11 protein-coding genes, 1 tRNA gene and 1 pseudogene are annotated in these 18,665 nt (G+C 41.1%); 7 read left to right on the top strand and 6 right to left on the bottom strand.

Going from position 1 to position 18,665, the window contains the following annotated elements; all coding sequences use genetic code 11:
- Positions 1-42: 42 nt before the first annotated feature.
- A complete protein-coding gene (gene topA, locus CDC37_RS21210) occupies positions 43-2,223 on the top strand; it encodes a type I DNA topoisomerase (RefSeq protein ID WP_096624871.1) in 2,181 nt (726 codons plus the stop codon).
- 394 nt (positions 2,224-2,617) lie between these two features.
- Here topA and CDC37_RS21205 read toward each other — a convergent pair whose 3' ends face one another.
- Entirely contained in the window at positions 2,618-3,892 is a 1,275-nt protein-coding gene (locus CDC37_RS21205; protein WP_231943139.1) for a lipopolysaccharide biosynthesis protein, read from the bottom strand.
- A 58-nt stretch (positions 3,893-3,950) separates the two neighbouring features.
- Positions 3,951-6,224 (bottom strand): GumC family protein, encoded by a 2,274-nt coding sequence (locus tag CDC37_RS21200; protein ID WP_096626502.1) that lies wholly within the window; start codon positions 6,222-6,224, stop codon positions 3,951-3,953.
- A gap of 1,281 nt (positions 6,225-7,505) precedes the next feature.
- On the opposite strand from CDC37_RS21200, the gene CDC37_RS21195 reads away from it, so the two are divergent.
- The 5 genes from CDC37_RS21195 (at position 7,506) to CDC37_RS21175 (ending at position 14,169) form a co-directional block, all read left to right on the top strand.
- A complete protein-coding gene (locus tag CDC37_RS21195) occupies positions 7,506-8,810 on the top strand; it encodes an O-antigen ligase family protein (protein ID WP_096624869.1) in 1,305 nt (434 codons plus the stop codon).
- A gap of 74 nt (positions 8,811-8,884) precedes the next feature.
- Complete coding sequence (locus tag CDC37_RS21190) at positions 8,885-10,078, top strand: glycosyltransferase (RefSeq protein ID WP_197707025.1); 1,194 nt, start codon at positions 8,885-8,887, stop codon at positions 10,076-10,078.
- 23 nt (positions 10,079-10,101) lie between these two features.
- The gene (locus CDC37_RS21185; protein ID WP_096624867.1) at positions 10,102-11,274 is read left to right on the top strand and encodes a glycosyltransferase; all 1,173 of its coding nucleotides are present in this window, start codon (positions 10,102-10,104) and stop codon (positions 11,272-11,274) included.
- A gap of 498 nt (positions 11,275-11,772) precedes the next feature.
- A complete protein-coding gene (locus CDC37_RS21180) occupies positions 11,773-12,975 on the top strand; it encodes a glycosyltransferase (RefSeq protein ID WP_096624865.1) in 1,203 nt (400 codons plus the stop codon).
- 465 nt (positions 12,976-13,440) lie between these two features.
- On the top strand, positions 13,441-14,169 hold the full coding sequence (locus CDC37_RS21175; protein ID WP_442861051.1) for a hypothetical protein: 729 nt from the start codon (positions 13,441-13,443) through the stop codon (positions 14,167-14,169).
- A gap of 93 nt (positions 14,170-14,262) precedes the next feature.
- Here the strand turns inward: CDC37_RS21175 and CDC37_RS21170 are convergent.
- The 4 genes and pseudogenes from CDC37_RS21170 to CDC37_RS21155 form a co-directional block, all read right to left on the bottom strand.
- Positions 14,263-14,354, bottom strand: a tRNA-Ser gene (locus CDC37_RS21170).
- Between the two features lie 112 nt (positions 14,355-14,466).
- On the bottom strand, positions 14,467-15,399 hold the full coding sequence (crtB, locus tag CDC37_RS21165; RefSeq protein WP_096624863.1) for a 15-cis-phytoene synthase CrtB: 933 nt from the start codon (positions 15,397-15,399) through the stop codon (positions 14,467-14,469).
- Positions 15,383-15,541, bottom strand: a pseudogene (locus CDC37_RS21160) (15-cis-phytoene desaturase); the annotation flags it as partial. The gene crtB and the pseudogene CDC37_RS21160, both read right to left, overlap by 17 nt.
- A 468-nt stretch (positions 15,542-16,009) precedes the next feature.
- A complete protein-coding gene (locus CDC37_RS21155) occupies positions 16,010-16,897 on the bottom strand; it encodes a PhzF family phenazine biosynthesis protein (RefSeq protein WP_096624861.1) in 888 nt (295 codons plus the stop codon).
- Positions 16,898-17,320: 423 nt separating this feature from the next.
- On the opposite strand from CDC37_RS21155, the gene CDC37_RS21150 reads away from it, so the two are divergent.
- Positions 17,321-18,595, top strand: coding sequence for a septal ring lytic transglycosylase RlpA family protein (locus CDC37_RS21150; protein ID WP_096624859.1), 1,275 nt, complete (start codon positions 17,321-17,323; stop codon positions 18,593-18,595).
- Positions 18,596-18,665: the final 70 nt, after the last annotated feature.

Below are 18,665 nucleotides of genomic sequence, written 5' to 3'. Positions count from 1 at the left end.
GTTCCCGATGAAAAACTTGTACAGCAAACCCGAATTAATCCGATGAAACGACTGCTGGTAGTTGAATCTCCTGGAAAGGTGAAAAAACTGAGTCAAATCCTGGGTCATGATTGGATTGTCAAGGCTAGTTGCGGTCATATTCGGGAATTAAGTAATCAGGGGGAGGATGCACTCGGCTTTACCATGACGGAAAACCGGGTAACGTGTGATTATATACCCCGTGACCAAAGAGCCAGGGAAACGATTCAACAATTAAAAGCAGCCGCACGTCAGGTACAGGAAGTAATTTTAGCGACAGACCCTGACCGGGAAGGGGAAACTATTGCTTGGCATTTGCAACAGGCTTTGGGATTGAAAAATCCCCGTCGGGTAGTATATACAGAAATTACCGATGCAGCAGTCAAACAGGCGATCGCTCACCCCCGCAATTTGGACTTTAATTTGATTGGTGCAGGTTTGTGTCGGGATTGTTTGGATAAGTTGGTAGGTTATAAGGGTAGTCCCCTGGTTTGGAAGTTGAATAATGGTGCAAAAAGTGTCGGTCGGGTACAAAGTGCGACTTTACATTTGATTTGTCAACGGGAACGGGAAATTATTGCCTTTGTCCCCCAGGATTATTGGAGTGTTTGGGTGGACTATGGAGAGGGTTTACGAGCTTTTTATCATGGTGATGTGAATGCACCTAGGGATAATTCTCCCCCTACGGAAAATCATGATGATACGGTGACAAAACCCCAGACCACACCGGAATCAACCCGGGTACTATCGGAAGCGGAAGCCAATCGCTTAGTCGAAATTGCCAAATCCCACCCCCATCAAGTCATTCAATACACCGGAAAATTAGAAAACCGTCAACCACCTCCCCCTTTTATTACTTCCACCCTGCAACAAGCTGCGGGTTCGCGGTTAAAATTTGCTCCCGAACACACGATGCAGGTAGCACAAAAGCTGTTTGAAGCGGGTTTAATTACCTACATGCGCACCGATTCGGTCATCCTCAGTCCCGAATTCTGCGATCGCGTTCGTCAATGGTTAGAGACCAACGACCCAGAAAATATCCCTCCCCAAAAAACCCGACACCGCAGTCGTAAAAATGCTCAAGAAGCTCACGAAGCTATCCGTCCCACCGACCTATTCCGTCCCTCCACTCAGTTACGCAGCGAACTTAGTGAAGAGGAATTTAATTTATATGTACTAATTTGGAAGCGAGCAGTTGCATCCCAATGTCGTCCAGCCATACTCCGTAAAACCCAGGTAATTAGTCAATCGGGGGACATTCTTTGGCAAGCACGGGGACAGGTGGTAGAATTTTTAGGTTACGCTCGCTACTGGGCAAATTTAAGTCAAGATACCCTCCTACCCCTTCTCCACCAGGGACAGGAATTAACCTTAACCAATGCAGGACACGAAAAAAAGCAAACCCAACCCCCACCCCGCTACAGCGAACCCAAATTAGTCCAGTTAATGGAACGCAAAGGGATTGGTCGTCCAAGCACCTATTCCCCAACCATTGCCACCTTGAAAAAACGCGGTTATGTCCAACTCACCAAAGCCAACCTGCAACCAACATCCTTGGGGATGGAAGTGGACGATTTTTTGCAAAAAGCCTTACCAGACCTCCTAGAAAGCGAATTCACCGCCAAAATGGAAGCGGCTCTAGACGACATTGCCTCCGGTAAACAGCCCTGGCAAGATTATCTCATCAATTGGCACCAAACCTACTTTGCGATCGCCCTAGCTAAAGCCCAAACCATTGCTGCCAACTTTACCACCAGTAACCCCAAAACTCCAACCCCATCCCCTAACTCCTCCAACTACCAAAAATCCCGTACCCGTTGTCCAGTTTGCCATCACCAGTTAGCCAAAATCCCCAGCAAAAAGCTGAAAAAGAAATATTTTCTTAAATGTGTCAGTGGTTGCGACAATATCGTCATGTTTTGGAACGAACATGCAAAAACTTGGCAACAACCCTCATCTAGTTCCCCCACAGCAACTAAATCCCCGTCCACCCCAGTCCCCACCAAATATCCCTGTCCAGTCTGTCAAAAGCCTTTAGAAGAATATTTTTATCAAAAAGACGGACAACAAAAATCCCTGTTACGCTGTAGCCAACCCCAATCGAGAAACGACAAAAACCACAAAGATGTCGCCTATTTTCAAACACAAAAAGGTTGGTGGAGTCCTAAATATGGAGAATTATCGGTAATCGATGAAGGTAAGTAGGGAGTGGGGAATAGTGATACCAATTTGAAAAAATAATGCAACAGATGAATCTTGTAGAGACGTAGCAACGCTACATCTCTTAACGTGAGTTCGATGATTTATAAAGCCTGAAACTCCTGTCCAGTAACATTCGTAGAAAATAGAAGTTTTTAAAAACCTCATAGGATGTTGAGAATAAAATCATCAAACCTGGAATCAGTCAGTTATTGACTTTGTTCTCAACTCATGGATAAGGTTCCTTTAAACCTTAACTTTCAAAATCATTGATTCACAAGGATTGTAGCGTTTATAATTCGTCGAATTCACGTCTCTTAAATATTTACAGAAATCAAATATGATTCCTGTAATTTTTGGCTACTGAAAAATAGTAAAACAGACGCGACATGTCGCATCTCTACTTGCAAACGAATATTTTGGGAAATACAAATCGACTAGCCCAAAACGTAAACAAAGGTAACATGAGAGCATGGCTAATTAATACAGCCGATGCCACACCAATTATACTAATATTTACGCCAATCAGGAGGGCGATCGCAAACCCAAAAGTAAATATCAAGTTCCAGCGTAAATCCAGGTGGGGTTTACCGATAGCTACTAGTAGCTGGGATGCTGCATCGGCAAAGGGACGGGGAATAGCTGACAAACAAATTAACACAACAATCGGAATTGCTGGTATCCATTTTTGCCCAAACACGATTGGTACATAAATCGGTGCTAAAGTTGCTTGGAGGGTGACAAAGGGAATTATCACCATAGCAATAATTTTCATTGTTTGTAGATAGGTTTTCTGGAAGGATTCGGAGTCCTTTCTCGCTGCACATAAATGGGGTAGGATAGCTGATTTAATCGCGTTAATAATACTCAAACTAATTCCTAAACCTGCATTAAAGCCAAAGAAATATAAACCTAAAGATTCTACACCCAAGAAAGTATATAACATTAAATAATCTAAATTATTCCGCAGTGTATTTAATAATCCAATCAGGAGAATATTCTTCCCGAAGTGCCAGATTTCTGACCAGTATTTAGTCTCTATTTTGCGGCTAGGTCGCCACTGGTGAAAATAGTGATAAATTATCACCTCCAATGGCGCAATCATCACACTTGGTAGGGCAAATGACCACACACCTAACCCTGCAACAGCCAAAATCGCGGTAAAAATACTAGAAATACTAAATTGCAGACTATCCGTCATTGCAATAATTTTAAACCGATTTTCCCTTTGAATCAGGGTTTTTTGAATCCCCACCAAAGGCCAAATCAAATAGGCAATTCCCGATACACAAATTGGCCAAATTAATTCCGGAGTTTTTTGCACCCAAGCAATGGGAATTGAGGTAATACATTGAATTAGAAATAAACCCGTAAATACTAACCAATTCAACCAATAGGCAGAATTACATAAATCTGCTAATTTCTCTTCTTCGACCTGGATGATTTTTGCACCAATACCCACATTGGAAAAACTAACTGCAAATTCCTTGACTGTGAGAACTACTGCACCTAAACCATAATCATATTTGCTCAAATAGCGAGCAATAATGACTACTAGTCCGAGACGCACCACCCGATAAATAATTTCCGCCATTCCTAACCAACTCAGGTTACGCAGAAATTGGTTAGAAAATTTTTGCTTAATTTGTTTAGTTAGTCCCTGGGTGAATTTCACGTTGAATTAAATCCAAAATCTAAAAACCATCAATCCAATTATGTTCTATCCCAATTAATTATCCTCGCAAATTATTCGTAATTACCCCCCACACAGGTACTTGGGAAACCCGCAGTTCCTCAACAGCTTGTTTGAGATGGGAGCGGGTAACTTTACCCAGGCCAACCACCAATACCATACCATCGGTTTGTTGAGCGAGTACGGTGGTATCTAATTTACCTAGGAGATGGGATGTATCAAAAATAATCAAATCAAACTCATTTTCCGCTTGATTAATGAACGATTGCATCCGTTCCGAAGATAACACTTTCGTGGGATTTTTCACCGTTTTCCCGGCGGTGACAATAAATAAATTATCTTCCTGGGGTGCTAAACCAACCACATCACTAAAATCTACACCCTCCTCCAGGTATTCACTTAAACCTTTGAGATTGACCAGGTTGACAATTTCATGGACTTGGGGACGGCGTAGGTTGGCATCCACTAATAATACCCGTTTTCCAGCTTGGGCTGCTATTTGGGCTAAATTTGCCGCTACAGTTGATTTACCTTCGTTGACCCCCACTGAAGTCACCGTCAGAGTATGGGCTGCACTTTCGCTAGTATAGGCATGGATGCGGTTGTATAGGGAACAAAAAGCTTGGGCAAATTGACCAGCTTTCGGGTCGAGTACTACTTCTTCGCTTCCTGGAGAAGTTTTTCCTGGCATTTTTCCCCCAGGTTTTTTCATCTCTTGATAGTAGGGAACTGCTCCTAGTAGGGGTAATCGGGTTGCACGTCGCACTTCTTCGCTGTCGTTAAAGATGTCTTGCAGATTATCCATCACAAACGCAGCACAGGTTCCCAACAATAAACCACCGATAGCTCCCAAGATGATATCACGGGAAGGGGTGGGGGCATAGGGTACTAAATTACCCTTTTGGTTGCGGGGTATGGTAGGTGGCATAATTAACTCCCAGGGGACATCCTGTTGGGCTGCGTCTACCCCTAAAGCCTCTTTTCGCTTGAGTAATTGGTCGAGGGTGTCCGTGGCTGCCTGTAAATCACGTTGTAAATTAATATACTGACGGGAAACGGCGGGATATTCTTTGATTTGCTGCTCCAGTTGCGCTTCGGTTTGCACCAGGGATTGTAAGCTTGCTTGCAAAGCTTGTAATTGGTTGGTTGTATTGGCCAATTGTTGAGTTAAATCGCGACGTACCGAGTTTTGATAGGTGACTACCCGTGCAGGTAAATCCGTCAGACGATTGGTTCCCAGGGCTAATTGAGCTTCTTGCTGCATTAGTCCCATTAATTTCTGTCTTTCTTCCCGTAAATTGATCATCATCGGGCTATTTTCGGTATAACGGGTTCCCATTTCGGCGATTTTGGCATCTAGTTCCCGTACCCTGGTCATCAATTGTTGATATTGGGGTGATTCACTCAATGCAGACGCAGCGATCGCTTCATTTTGTCGCATTCCGATTTGTTGCTGGAGTGATACATACAGCGATCGCGCTTCGGCAAATTTACGTTCGGTTTCCAAGCGTTGAGTTTTGACTTGATCGAGCTGTTTAATTAACTGTTCTCCCTGTAAATCGGGGTTAAACACCCCATAACGCTGTTGAAAACTCTGAAGTTGCGCTTGCAGTGTATTTACCCGCAAACGTACCTGGGGTATCTGTTGATCAACAAATTTAATCCCTTGACGGAGATTGCTTTGCTGTTGTTCGCTGCTATACTTACGATAGGCATCTGCCACCCGCCCTAACACTTCTTCGATTTTGCGTGGATTGGCATGACGATAGCGAACCTCAATTACCCGCGATTCATCTTTACCCTGGGTTATCCGAGAAATCATGAGCATGTTATATCCAATGGCAGCTGGTTTACCATTAGTATTCCCCACCAACTGGTCATAGGTAATATCTGGATATAGGGTTTTTAAATCCTGCACTACCGGGTCAATTACCTTCGGACTTTTCAGCACTTCCATTAAGGCTTGATAATCCAATTCTGTCCGGGTTTGTCGAGATAACTCATTGACATTTTCCTGAAGAGTCTTCGATAGCAATCTCACCAACTCACTATCAGAAGTTTTCAGTGGTTCCACCAGTAGCTGAAATCTCCCTTCATACTTCGGTGTGCGTGTGGAACTCCATAACCAACTGGCCGTTGTCGCACAAATAGCAACGCTCGCAATGACAAATAATCGCCGACGTAAAAGCCCCCAAATCGGAGCTAAAGCGTTGCTCTGTTCCGCAAATTCAAACCGCTTGCTCACCCATGCTGCTTCGGGGGGAACTTCCTGGGAAGGTCTAATGACTTGCAAACTCTGTTCTCTTGTCGGCATTTGTTTTACCATGCTTGCATCGCTTTATCTAAATCTATGTAACTTCTCACTAATTTACCAATCGACCGATTCTAAACCACACCGAAAAATTAATCGTGTTAACACGAGTCTGAACAGCAAAGCGATCGCTACACCGAGAAACCCGCTACACTTGTTAACCCAGAAAGCAGGTGTCGTCACCAAATTCGGCTAAGTCGGCATTCCCATCATATCGAATTGCAACTAGCTGCTTCTTCAGTGTTCCTCAATCAACCGTCAACTAGTATCGAATACCTAGTTAGGTATTTTATAACCAGTAAAGCGCACCCATATCAGCAAGGATGACAATTCAGAGATTGTATACTCCTTACTTACATCTATTTGTTGAAATAATTTAAAGTCCAAAGTATAACAGTTCTACCCCAATAGTCAAATCTTTTGGGAAAATATTTTTGATACTTTACTTTTTAACTTCGGGGAGAAAAATTAACATGGCCAGCTAACCACCTTAGTCACGGCATAACGGAGTCATATCTGACTCAAAAACATCAGTTATGGGATTATCAGCCCTTGAATGACTTACATTCATTACATCTAAGTTTATTGATGATTTTTCTTTATCTAATTTTCAAATAATGATTGCGAATATCAAGATTAATTAAAGTTAGTTTGCTTATCTGGTTGTTCAATATAATCGTTGTATGTATATACTACTTTCTTAGCCTTCCATTCTCAATTTATTTTGTATTGATGCAGGATATATGATGTTAATAGTTCTCTTCATCAAAAATTCATACAGTGTATTATTGAGCTTGCTAATAACTTGATGGGAGATTGGGTATACCTTGCTGGTAAATCCAATGGATGGGTCTAGGGGGAGCAAATCTTCAAGGAGGTGTCTGGTATTGGTAGCTGCCTATGGTAATGATGAGTTATAGAAGGCAGGGAGCAAAAACTCAAGACATTAATATATCAGCTTTTCCCCTCAAATTAATGGTTGCTTATTTTACGCCTAACTTTACTGGGATGTTACTATCTATCCCAGATTACAAACCATGATTATTTATTATTTTGGAAAATAAAAATCATGTTCTATCTCCCAAAAAAAAGTAACAGTAAAGTTATATATGAAATTAATACTTTTAGATTGTAAATAGGTTTACTTGCGAGAAAGTCTTATGTAAGATAATTATGAAGAAATAAAAATTTCTCTGGCTATTGAGTTTGACCACCCCAGTCAAATTTACATGATTACATTACTTTGCTAGAGAACTGAATCCAATATCCAAAATCGAATAACCTATGTCCAACCAGCCAACGCTACTAGAAAAAGTGTTTGTAATTGTGACACTTTTTTTGTCAACAGCAGCCTTAATACCAGTTTTACTGGAAACAGAAGGTGCATCCGGAATTACACCTGACCCCTATACACCCTTGCTATTTATGGGGGTGTATGGGGTGACGGTGATGCTAATTTTGTCGCGGTGGCAAAACTTTATGCAGGTAGCATCCAAAAGTATTTGGTTATGGTTAGTTGTTGCAGTCGCGCTAGCATCAATGGCTTGGACAATCGATCCGGATACAACCAATCGACGAGCGATTTTGATTCTAGGAACGAGCGGATTTGGGGTATATATGGCTGCACGCTACACGATACGGGAGCAATTGCAGTTAATGGCTTGGGCTTTTGGCTTAGTGATTGGTTTAAGCTTTGTATTTGCGATCGCCTTACCTAATTACGGGGTGATGAGCTTTCAAGAAGGGGGTGTTCACGCTGGGACTTGGCGAGGTGTGATGACCCATAAAAACATTCTCGGTCGATTAATGGTATTGAGTGCGATCACGTTTTTGTTTGTGGGTTTAGGAAAACCAGCCAAAAACATCTATCGTTGGTTAGCTTGGACTGGATTAGCTCTATCTGTCGTCTTGATTTTATTATCATCTTCTAAAACAGCCCTAATTGCCCTCGTCTCGCTGTTACTAATTTTACCCTTATATCGTTCTTGGCGACTAAACTACAACCAAGTCATACCAATTGTGATTTTAGTCATTCTTGTAGTTGGTGGTAGTGCCATGGTGATATTTGATAATCTACCAGCCATTGCAGGAGCGTTAGGACGGGATTTAACCTTTACAGGACGTACAGACATTTGGAGTGCCATGCTAGACAAAATATCCGAACGTCCGTGGACAGGGTTTGGATTTAATGCATTTTGGCGAGACTGGGATAACGAAGCAACCGCATACATGTGGCGATACTTAGCTTGGGAATGTCCCTACGGTCATAACGGATTTATGGACTTACTAGCAGAATTGGGGATTATGGGTGTATTTGCCTTTGGGATGAGCTACTTGACAGCCATTTGGGAAGGAATTCGTCTTTTACGGTTAACCCGCAGTATTGAGGGGATATGGGCATTAATGTACCTAACATTTTTGCTGATTTACAACGTTAGCGAAAGTACCCTGTTAGCCACCAATAGTATTTTTTGGATTATTTACAGTAGTACCGTCTTTACGACTATATGCGATCGCCAATTTTTAGAAAAGAGTTATTTACAGTCAGCCTACAGTCATGAAGAAGATCAGGACTGGTTGCTGAATTAATTTTGGCATGAATTCGGGATTATCCCAGCCAACACCATCAATTATCCAAACCTCGGCACAGCAAATTACCACCCATGAAAATCACCCTAGTTTGCCACGATATACCATTTCCACCCCGACATGGTGGTCGAGTTGATATGTGGCGAAGAATTCAAGCTTTTGCGAAATATGACATTGATCTGCAACTAATTTGCTGGACAAGTGAAGAACCGACATCTGAACATTTGCAGAAAATTCAAGAGCATGTATCCAATTTCTATTTAATCAGATATAAACGGGATTTAGTAACCCTGGTTTACCGTTTATTAGACTTAATTCATTATCCCTTAGAAGTAGGTTCGCGAATTGTTCGAGGTCAAGAATTAAGTTCCCTCACAAATCAAGTTCAAGAGTTTCATCCCGATTTGATTTGGTTAGATGGAATTCATGGTGGAGAGATTGCTAAATATTTGAGCCAGAAATTTAATCTTCCCCTCATCACCCGTTCCCATAATATCGAGCATTTATATTTACAACGCTTAAAATCATCTGCCACCGGATTGACGAAAATTAAAAAGATTTTATCAGCCAATCATTTAGAAACCTATGAAAAAGACATCTTGAAGCGAAGTGCTTTGTTTTACGATATTTCTAACGATGACTTAAAGTTTTGGCAAGAGCAAGGATTTGCAAACGGTCGATATTTACCACCATTTATCGATATAAATAACTTCTACGAAACTAGTAGTCCAGCAGAGAAGCTAGAGGTCAAATATGATATTGTCTTTCTCGGTAATTTATTCTCTAGTAATAATGTTGCTGGTGTGAATTGGCTGATTCAACAAGTAATTCCCAAAGTGCGCCAAAAACTACCAAATTTAAAGGTTTTGATTGCGGGAGCCAATCCCGTAAGCAGTATTCAAAAACTATGTGCAGAGACAACTGGAGTTGACCTGTATACTAATCCAGAATCAACCCAACAGGTTTACGAGTCAGGTCGTATCCTGGTGAATCCAGTTCTTGCTGGTAGCGGTGTTTGCATTAAATCCTTGGAAATGTTAAGCGCTCACAAACCAATTGTTTCCACACCCCAAGGAATTCATGGCTTATCCCCAGAAATCAAAAAATATTTTTATATTGCAGAAGAGGCAGAATCATTTGCCAACCAAATCATCGACTTATTAATTAATAATTATCAACCGCCAAAAATTGATATTAATTTACTTAATTCTCAGTTTGGTACTAGCCGCATAGAAAGCCTATTATCTGATTTGCAAGCCTTAACATAACTAATTTATTTATATCCCAGATAATGAAAATCCTCTTTTTAACTACAGTACTTCCGAGCGCAAGGAGAACAGGGGGAGAAATTGCCTCCCAATATTTTATTGATACCTTAGAAAAGCAAGGTCATCAAGTGCAAGTATTAGGCTACCAGCGACAGGGTGACACCTGGAAAATAGCAAACAATGAGTTAGCGATCGCCAAGCGATATATTGAAACTAAAAAAGCTGGATTACACCCTTTGTTCTGGATGGGTACAAGTTGGTTAAAAAACCTTTCTTTCTCCTGTGCTAAATACTATTCTCAAACCTATATCCAACAGGTGAAAAAGATTTTAAGTCAAACTGACTTTCAGATAATTATTTTTGACCACGCGCAAATGGGGTGGTTAGCGGATGATATTAAAAGTTGTATACCCAAATCGACAAAGGTTATATTTATAGCCCATAATATTGAACATCAAATATATCAAGACCAATCAGCAAATGCAGCAAGTCACCTATCACGATACATATACAAACGGGAGACGGAATTAATCAAAACCTGTGAAGATAAATTAGCAACTCTAGCGAACCAGGTTTGGGTCTTAACCGAAAATGATTATCGGTATTTTTGTAACTTGAATCCCCAAACACAAGTATTTAATTTACCGTCAAGACTCAACCCTGTTTCTAGTCAACCGACACAGAAAAACTACGACATTGGAATTATCGGAACCTGGACATGGAAAGCGAATATGGAAGGACTAGTTTGGTTTTTCCAAAGCGTTTATCCCCACCTTCCCTCCGATATATCCATACACATTGCAGGAAAGGGTGGAGAAACACTCTGCCAAAAATACCCCAACGTTACCTATAGTGGCTTTGTTGCAGATGCACAGCAATTTATGCTGGAAGCGAAGGTGATCGCGATTCCTGCAATTGCTGGGGGGGGTGTACAGATCAAAACCCTAGATGCGATCGCAACAGTTGTTCCGATTGTGGGAACAACCATTGCATTTCGTGGTATTTCTAAATACCCTGCTGGTGTCGAAATTGCTGACAGTCCGCAAGAATTTGCCCATAGTCTTAGTCAAACTTTAGTTCTCAATTCTGACCCTGATATTCATACCACTAATCAACTTCTTCAAGCAAGATTAGCTTGGTCTTTCCATCGTCAAAAAGACTTTGATAAAGACATTTATCAAGCGATTCATGCTTAATTAAAAAATTACCTGTATTTCTTATAAGTCTCTGGAAATTACCGGGAGTAGGGAGTGATGGAAAAACTAATTCGTCACTCCAATCAGTTCAATCACCGATGAGATATCCAGGAGTAGATACAAATATTTTGTGATATTTGAATTTATCGGTTAAAGTTGGGGAGTAGTGAGTAGGAACAATATTGACACAGGACTTTTATCGCTAAATAAGCATTTCCGATTCCAGAGAGTTTAATCTTGAAAGTTGATACCCTTTTTAACAGAATTGTTTCTGATGAAACGAAATTTAATTAGCCATTTAACTTCATTTATCTTAATTATGACTTAGAGGATGTTTGTCAAGTGTCATAAATATTTTATCAAACACTTCTACATTTGTTTGTTGTTATAAACTATTCCCGATTCCCTACTCTCCAAAAACCAACTTGTTAAGCATTGAATTGTTAGGTATTGAAATCGACTTTAAAAACATCCTCTTCAATCAAAAGGAATACTTTTATGCTGTTTGAGACCAATCCTTCTCCATCCTTGTCAAATTCATCTTCGCAATTAGAAACAGGTATTTTCTCATGGGAAAATCCAGCCAATCGGATTGCACCTCGCACTTTAATTATATCAATGCGTGGATTCCATCAGGAAGTTTTTCGTTCAGCAGAATACGAATTTGAAGATATTATCAGTACTACTGATAATGGGACTATTACTACTCTTGAAGCTGCCGCATCCACTTTGGGTAATAGCTTGAAAAAGAAATTTTTCAACTATTTAGGTTTAACCTGCAAAAAAAATATTTTTTTTAATGCAGGTTGTCAACCTATCCAGATTCAAAAAAAACATGATATTTTCTTCTTTATTTGTCAACATTTTTGGGATTTAACAACTTTAAACTCTATTCATAACTGGCGGGAAAATAGTCGTTATGCAGTGGCTTGGATTGATGAAATTTGGGCATGTGAATTACTGAATTCTAAAACCAAACTGTGCATTGAACTGCTCAAAAACTTTGATTATGTCTTCACCACCCAATCCGCTAGTACCGACGCGATCGCTAAACTGATTAACCGTCCCTGTATTTTTCTTCCCTATGGAGTCGATGCACTCAAATTTTCACCCTATCCCCATAGATTAGAACGTTCGATCTACATTTATAGCATTGGTAGACGCTCCCCTCAAATTCATCAGCATTTACTCCAACTCTCCCAGCAAAAAAATATTTTATATCTCTATGACTCCCTCAAAGCCTCGCAAATGTATAACTATCAAGAACATCGTGAGCTTTATAGTAATTTAATAAAAAGGTCTCGCTATTATATTGCCAACAAAGCTAAATTTGACCAACCACAACAAACTGGTGGACAAGAAGAAATTGGTTCCCGCTTTTTTGAAGGAGCAGCAGGTGGTAGCGTCATGATTGGAATTCCTCCCCAATGTCAGGTATTCCAGCAAAATTTTGATTGGGAAGATGCAGTGATTCCTATTTCCTCTGACACAGATAATATTGTGGAAATATTAGCGGAATTAGATGCTCAACCCCAACGCTTAGAAAGAATTCGTCGAGAAAATGTGATTAATTCCCTATTACGTCATGATTGGGTTTATCGTTGGCAAAAAATCCTTGATTTCTTTGATTTAAATATGGATACAGCAATGCAAACACGCATTAATTATCTGCGAAATCTAGCAAATTCAATCCATTCCTAAGAGGATGTTTTAGAGGATATTTTAAAAGTCGATTTTAATACTTGAATTATAGTTTTTGGGAATAGGAAGAGACGCGACATGTCGCGTCTGTATTCTCGATGGAAAAATCAGCTTTATCACCCCATCTCCAGAGTCAGGACGATAGTCAAAATATTGATAATTAATACTTGACAAACAATTTTCAACTCCCTATTCCCAATCAAAAAGCAAGTTTTAGGGATTTACTCCAAATGCGGGTTTCATCAGTTCTGGTGTTACCAGTAGATGACGACTACCTAGCAAATTTCCTATACACCTAGAAAACAATGGATTTTTGGTGTTAAATAGGGAGGTGTTGTTTATTCGTCAGCGTACTAGAAAAAGCACGCTGCTCGGAATCAGTCGTTTTTTGACTGACATCCCATCACGGAAGATAATCCTTGGGTAGCTTCAATATTGTTGGTGTCGTCGTCGTCTTGACAAGGAGTGAATGTGAATAAGGTTTCGATTTTTGATCGGCTTCTATTAGTTCTAGGGACAGTAGTTTTAGGTTCCTTGGCTTTTCCTAACATTGCTACTGCTCAGTCCCAATTCCCTAATGCACAAACAGTGACAAATGATACTCAGGTGTCAGTAGAAACAGAAGATATCCCTGTACCAGGTTCCGTAATCACCGCAGCTACGGCCTTAACAAATTCCGCAGATTTACTGACCCCAGAAAATAATGGTAATAAAGCTAACCAGAATATCGAATCTCCAACTCAAATCGCTCAAGCTGATATTGATATCGGTGGTGCGACTAGAGGTGGTTCTAGCTATATCGGGATAGCGGGTAACATCGGTCTCAATGGTGGTCAATCCTCTTTGGGTGACGGAAACTTTGCAGTAATCAGTAAGGTGGGATTAAGTCGTACCCTATCTGTTCGACCCGCAGCCATATTTGGTGATAATACTTCCATACTCATCCCTGTCACCTACGATTTTCCCATTGCTAGTAGTGATGATCCATTTCGTGAACCCTTACCGATTGCACCTTACGTCGGTGCTGGAGCTGCGGTGACAACGGGAGACAACTCGAAGGTAGGATTCTTGCTTTCTGGAGGTGTGGATTTACCTTTAACCGAGAAATTCACAGCTACAGCAGGTGTAAACGTTGGCTTTTTTGATGAAACAGATATTGGTTTACTTTTGGGGGTTGGCTATAATTTCCGCTAATTTCTACTGAATTTCTGGATGTAATCTACTGAATTTCTGGATGTAATAAAGAGGCGTTTTCGGAAACGTCTCTTTTCAAATTTAAGCTAGGAACGGAGAAGGAGGGATTCGAACCCTCGGTACGGAGTTACCTGCCGTACAACAGATTAGCAATCTGCCGCTTTCAACCACTCAGCCACCTCTCCAGGGGTAACAGATACCTATTATATCAAAAAAAAAATCCTAGTCAACCAATAAAAACAAAAAAGGTAGAATACCCACGTCCAAGGGGTTGCTAGACGTGGAACTACCTGAAAATTATAAAACTTGCGATCGCAACCAAGCGGTAGGCAGGCTGCGTAGTTTTTGCCATTGGGGGACGTAAGCACGTTGACTAAAAACGTCATAATTATTGCGCTCAATCCGATCGAGAATGCGACTGTAATGGATTAGGGCAGCCCAAACGGGGAAGCGAGCGTCACGAGCGAGAAAACCGATACCACGTTCGGCTTTGAGATAAAATTCCCGCGCTCGCTCAATTTGAAACCGCATCAGGTTTCGCCAGCGCTCGTCGTTGACTCCATTCAGTAAATCCGCTTCGGTATAATCAAACCGACGCAAATCTTCCAGGGGCAGATAAATCCGTCCCCGTCGCGCATCCTCACCCACATCACGGAGAATATTTGTTAACTGGTTGGCAATACCGAGAGCGATCGCTTCTTCAGTGGGCACATAGGTTGAATCATGGCGCTGCCAAGGAGCAGTTAACTTAGAATTATCTACACCCATCACCGTTGTTGACATTAAGCCAACAGTACCAGCAACGCGGTAGCAGTAAATATATAAATCATCAAAAGAGTTGTATCGGCTGCGATACAAGTCCATCCGTTGTCCAGCAATCATATCGCGAAACGGCTGGATATCCATCGGGAAGCGTTCGAGAGTGTCTATTAAAGCCACATCAAACGCATCTTGGGGATGACCAGCAAAAATCGATTCTAAATGCCCTTCCCAGGCATTTAAAGTTTCTTGGGTAGTCATCGCCGCTCCTGGACCATCGACCAATTCATCGGTACGGCGACACCATGCATAAATTGCCCAGATTGCACGACGTTTGGCTGGACGCATTAACATCGTCCCGAAATAGAACGTCTTGGCGTATTTCGCGGTCAACTGGCGACACAGATTGTAGGACTCTTCCGCAGAGACGGAGGTTTTCATGCGTGGGGGGGAATCAGACAGTTGCAGCATTCGTTGAAGGCTGGAGGGTTTGCAGTTGCTTGGTCGAGGATCTAGCCTCTTGATTTGCTTGGGCGTTAATTGCCTGCGCTGTCAGTTTACCAGAAAGTACAGTACCTTCCACACTGCTCAAATATTGCTGCATGGTGTAACTTTATTTCTTAATGGTTTTGTCGTTTTTATTATACTTTGCAATCCGTTACATTTGGCAGTTAAACCACAAACATATCCAAAATTTACCTTTTAGTGGCTGAATTGAGGAAATAGGGGAGACAGAATACAGGAGACGGGAGGGGAAATGCTTAAGAATACAAAAATACTTAGGGGTTGCCTTGTTCAGTCTCTAAAGCGAATCTAGAAGCCACATACATGGGTCGCAAAATGGTTGTTTCGCTGCTCAGGTTCCAAATTTATTCGGCGATACCACTTTTGACTTTAAGTGCAAGGGTTTTGATTCTCTTGTTTTGTCACAGATTGGGTTACATCTTCCTTCCGCAAACTCTCGCTTGTAAATTAGGGAGTCGGGAGTGGAAAAAACCACTTTTACTGCTTCTGGTGTAAGCCTTACATCACGGCTATTTAGAGATATCTGAGAATATTCTATCTACCCCTGCTCCCATCTTCACAACAATTCCCCTTGAGCTATGGGGATTACCTTTCCTCCGACTTTTACCTGGATTTGTTTCTCTCTGTAAAGAGCTTTGAGGTGTAATCGGGAAGGTCTGCCGATTTCGTAGCCCTGCTCGACGCTGATATCCACAGTGTCGCTGCCAAAGTAGGAATTATGCAATAGGTAGGCAGCTAGACAACCGTTGGCGCTACCTGTGGCTGGGTCTTCGGGAATTCCTAGATAATCACAAAATACTCGGACTTGCAGTTGATTCTCCGGATGGTGGGTTTGGGAACAAAAAGCCAAAATACATTTGGCTTCGGTTGTTGTGATTAATTCAAAATACTTATCTCGGTTGACTTTAATGCTTTTTAATGCTGCTTGATTTTTCAGAGGAATAATTATAAAGGGAATTCCGGTCGATACTTCTTGAATCGGGAAACGGGTGTCAATACTGTCAATATCAAGATTGAGAACGTTAGTAATGGAATCGGCGGATATTATTTGTTTGAATTTTGGGGGTTGTTGCTCCATCCAGAGGAGGGGGAAATGAGGTTGATCATAATCAAAATTTACAGGGATTTGACCGATAGGTAAATTTAATATGATTTCTGGGGCACGTTTTTGGATTATTTTTTGTTGAATGATATACGCAGTTCCTAGGGTCGGATGACCGGCAAAAGGTAGTTCTGTTTCTGGCGTGAATATACGTACAGGATAGCCAGAGGAATGGGGTTGATTTGACAAAATAAAAGTCGTTTCGGAATAGTTGATTTCCTTGGCAATGGCTTGCATTTGCCGACTTGTTAAGGTTCCAGCATTGAGAATTACAGCTAGTTGGTTTCCTGTGTATTTAGTTTCCGCAAAGACATCAACAATGTAAAAAATGAGACTTTCCATTTTGACACCCGGATTGAAATTAGCTGTGACAAAGCATACGATTTTGGCAAAATCATATCGCTTATTGTGACAAAAAATATAAAAAAATTAAATAGAATCTGGGCTATTTGCCGGGAACATCATCCAAAAGTTTTATATGTTTCCTGTCACGAACAAGTTATGATTATCCCTGCGAGGGATCAATTATTTAATTGATTTGGCTCGGCAATTTTGTGATTGAAATTTGTGTGTTTCCCTCAGTTATTGGCAGGCTAGGCTTGGTAATGGTCATCTATCCATCGGTTTGTTTATTCGTTTGCTCGATCAGTTTTTGTGAATGGAAATTTTTTTTGATGCAGCAAAAATGATGATTGTGACCTTGAAGAGTAACGAGTAAATAGTCACTTGATTGAGAGTGCTAGTCCTTGAAAGTAAATTTAACTTATGTTATCGATTGGAATTTTATTTATGACATCATCCTTGGGGTTGATGCCATCAGCAAGAATAATCAATACCACCACAACTTCATCGACAATGGGATTACCAGTCAGTCAGGTGCGGATGATGGGTAAATCCGTTCCCATCTTTGTTGCTCAGGGATGGAAGTATTCTCTTTGGAGTGCAACCCTAATTCCATCGAATTTGTTACCGGAAAATGATAATGATGACAGTCAAAATCATTCATTGCCATCGGTAGATGAAAATGCTGATGATTTTCGTGGAAAGGAGCAAAGTCAACAGCAGGGGAAAACTGTTTCCAGTCAATTTTGCCGAGCGATCGCCAATCAAAATCCTGATACTGTAACTATTTCCCAAGCAACCTCATCAACAAGCGCGAAATTAGTCAAATCCCAAGTGGTAGACATTAGCTGGATTTCCCGACAAATTCTGCGATCGCTACAAACTTTGTTTCGGCTTTCCCATCGATTAGAACAAAAAATCGCACCGACACCAACCTCTGCGGTGGTGATTCATCGCCAAAATAATCACCAACATCAAAACTATGAGGTCTGGCTAAAACATCACTTCATCGCCAAATTGTCAACTCTTGCTGATGCTCAAGTTCTCAAAACCAGACTGAATCGACTGCTCGAAAATACGGATTTTCAAGCTTCCCAATTCAATGCCAAAATCGTTGATGGTATTCCCACTCTGATGGTGGGAAATCGGGTTTTATTGCAAATTACACCAGAGGTTAAACAGCAGATAACTATCAGTGCTGACCTATTAGCAGTTGAATGGCTAAACAATCTGCGTGTCGCGTTTGGACTACCAAGATTACCTCTAGTACAAGCTCAAACGCAAATGTATGGACTTACTCCTTCACGCTCGAAACTATCTGGATTAGCTTCCTGGTATGGTCCCTACTTTCACGGTCGGACAACGGCTAATGGTGAAACTTTTAATGAAAATGACTTAACGGTTGCCCATAAAAGTTTACCTTTCAACACGTTTTTACATGTTCGCAATCGGAAAAATGGTCAATCGGTGATTGTACGGGTGAATGACCGAGGTCCCTACATACCTCCCCGTAGTCTTGATTTATCCAGGGTTGCAGCTCGTTGTATTGATGCTGAAGATTCTGGAGTTGTCGCCTATGAAGCTATAATTATGGATGTGAACCAACCTGCATTCAGTTTGAATCCAAGGGAATTGGGGGAAAAACTAACTCGCAAACGTCAAAAACCTCGAAAAATCGCAATTGTATCAGAATTTTAAATCTAACCCCAAACCCACTTTTTGAGCTTCATAGTAGGTAATTGCAGCATCCAGTCCCTTTCTAGCTTCA

Source organism: Calothrix sp. NIES-3974 (genome assembly GCF_002368395.1).
Lineage (GTDB): Bacteria > Cyanobacteriota > Cyanobacteriia > Cyanobacteriales > Nostocaceae > NIES-3974.
Note: the sequence above shows the minus strand (reverse complement) of the source record. Positions and strands in the feature narration are given on the sequence as shown.

Excerpts from the sequence above, each read along its gene's own strand:
- CDC37_RS21155 (WP_096624861.1), bottom strand. The coding sequence starts at position 16,897 with ATGGAAAGTCTCATTTTTTACATTGTTGATGTCTTTGCGGAAACTAAA.
- CDC37_RS21190 (WP_197707025.1), top strand. The coding sequence starts at position 8,885 with ATGAAAATCACCCTAGTTTGCCACGATATACCATTTCCACCCCGACAT.
- CDC37_RS21200 (WP_096626502.1), bottom strand. The coding sequence starts at position 6,224 with ATGCCGACAAGAGAACAGAGTTTGCAAGTCATTAGACCTTCCCAGGAA.
- CDC37_RS21185 (WP_096624867.1), top strand. The coding sequence starts at position 10,102 with ATGAAAATCCTCTTTTTAACTACAGTACTTCCGAGCGCAAGGAGAACA.
- topA (WP_096624871.1), top strand. The coding sequence starts at position 43 with ATGAAACGACTGCTGGTAGTTGAATCTCCTGGAAAGGTGAAAAAACTG.
- CDC37_RS21150 (WP_096624859.1), top strand. The coding sequence starts at position 17,321 with ATGTTATCGATTGGAATTTTATTTATGACATCATCCTTGGGGTTGATG.
- CDC37_RS21195 (WP_096624869.1), top strand. The coding sequence starts at position 7,506 with ATGTCCAACCAGCCAACGCTACTAGAAAAAGTGTTTGTAATTGTGACA.
- crtB (WP_096624863.1), bottom strand. The coding sequence starts at position 15,399 with ATGCTGCAACTGTCTGATTCCCCCCCACGCATGAAAACCTCCGTCTCT.
- CDC37_RS21180 (WP_096624865.1), top strand. The coding sequence starts at position 11,773 with ATGCTGTTTGAGACCAATCCTTCTCCATCCTTGTCAAATTCATCTTCG.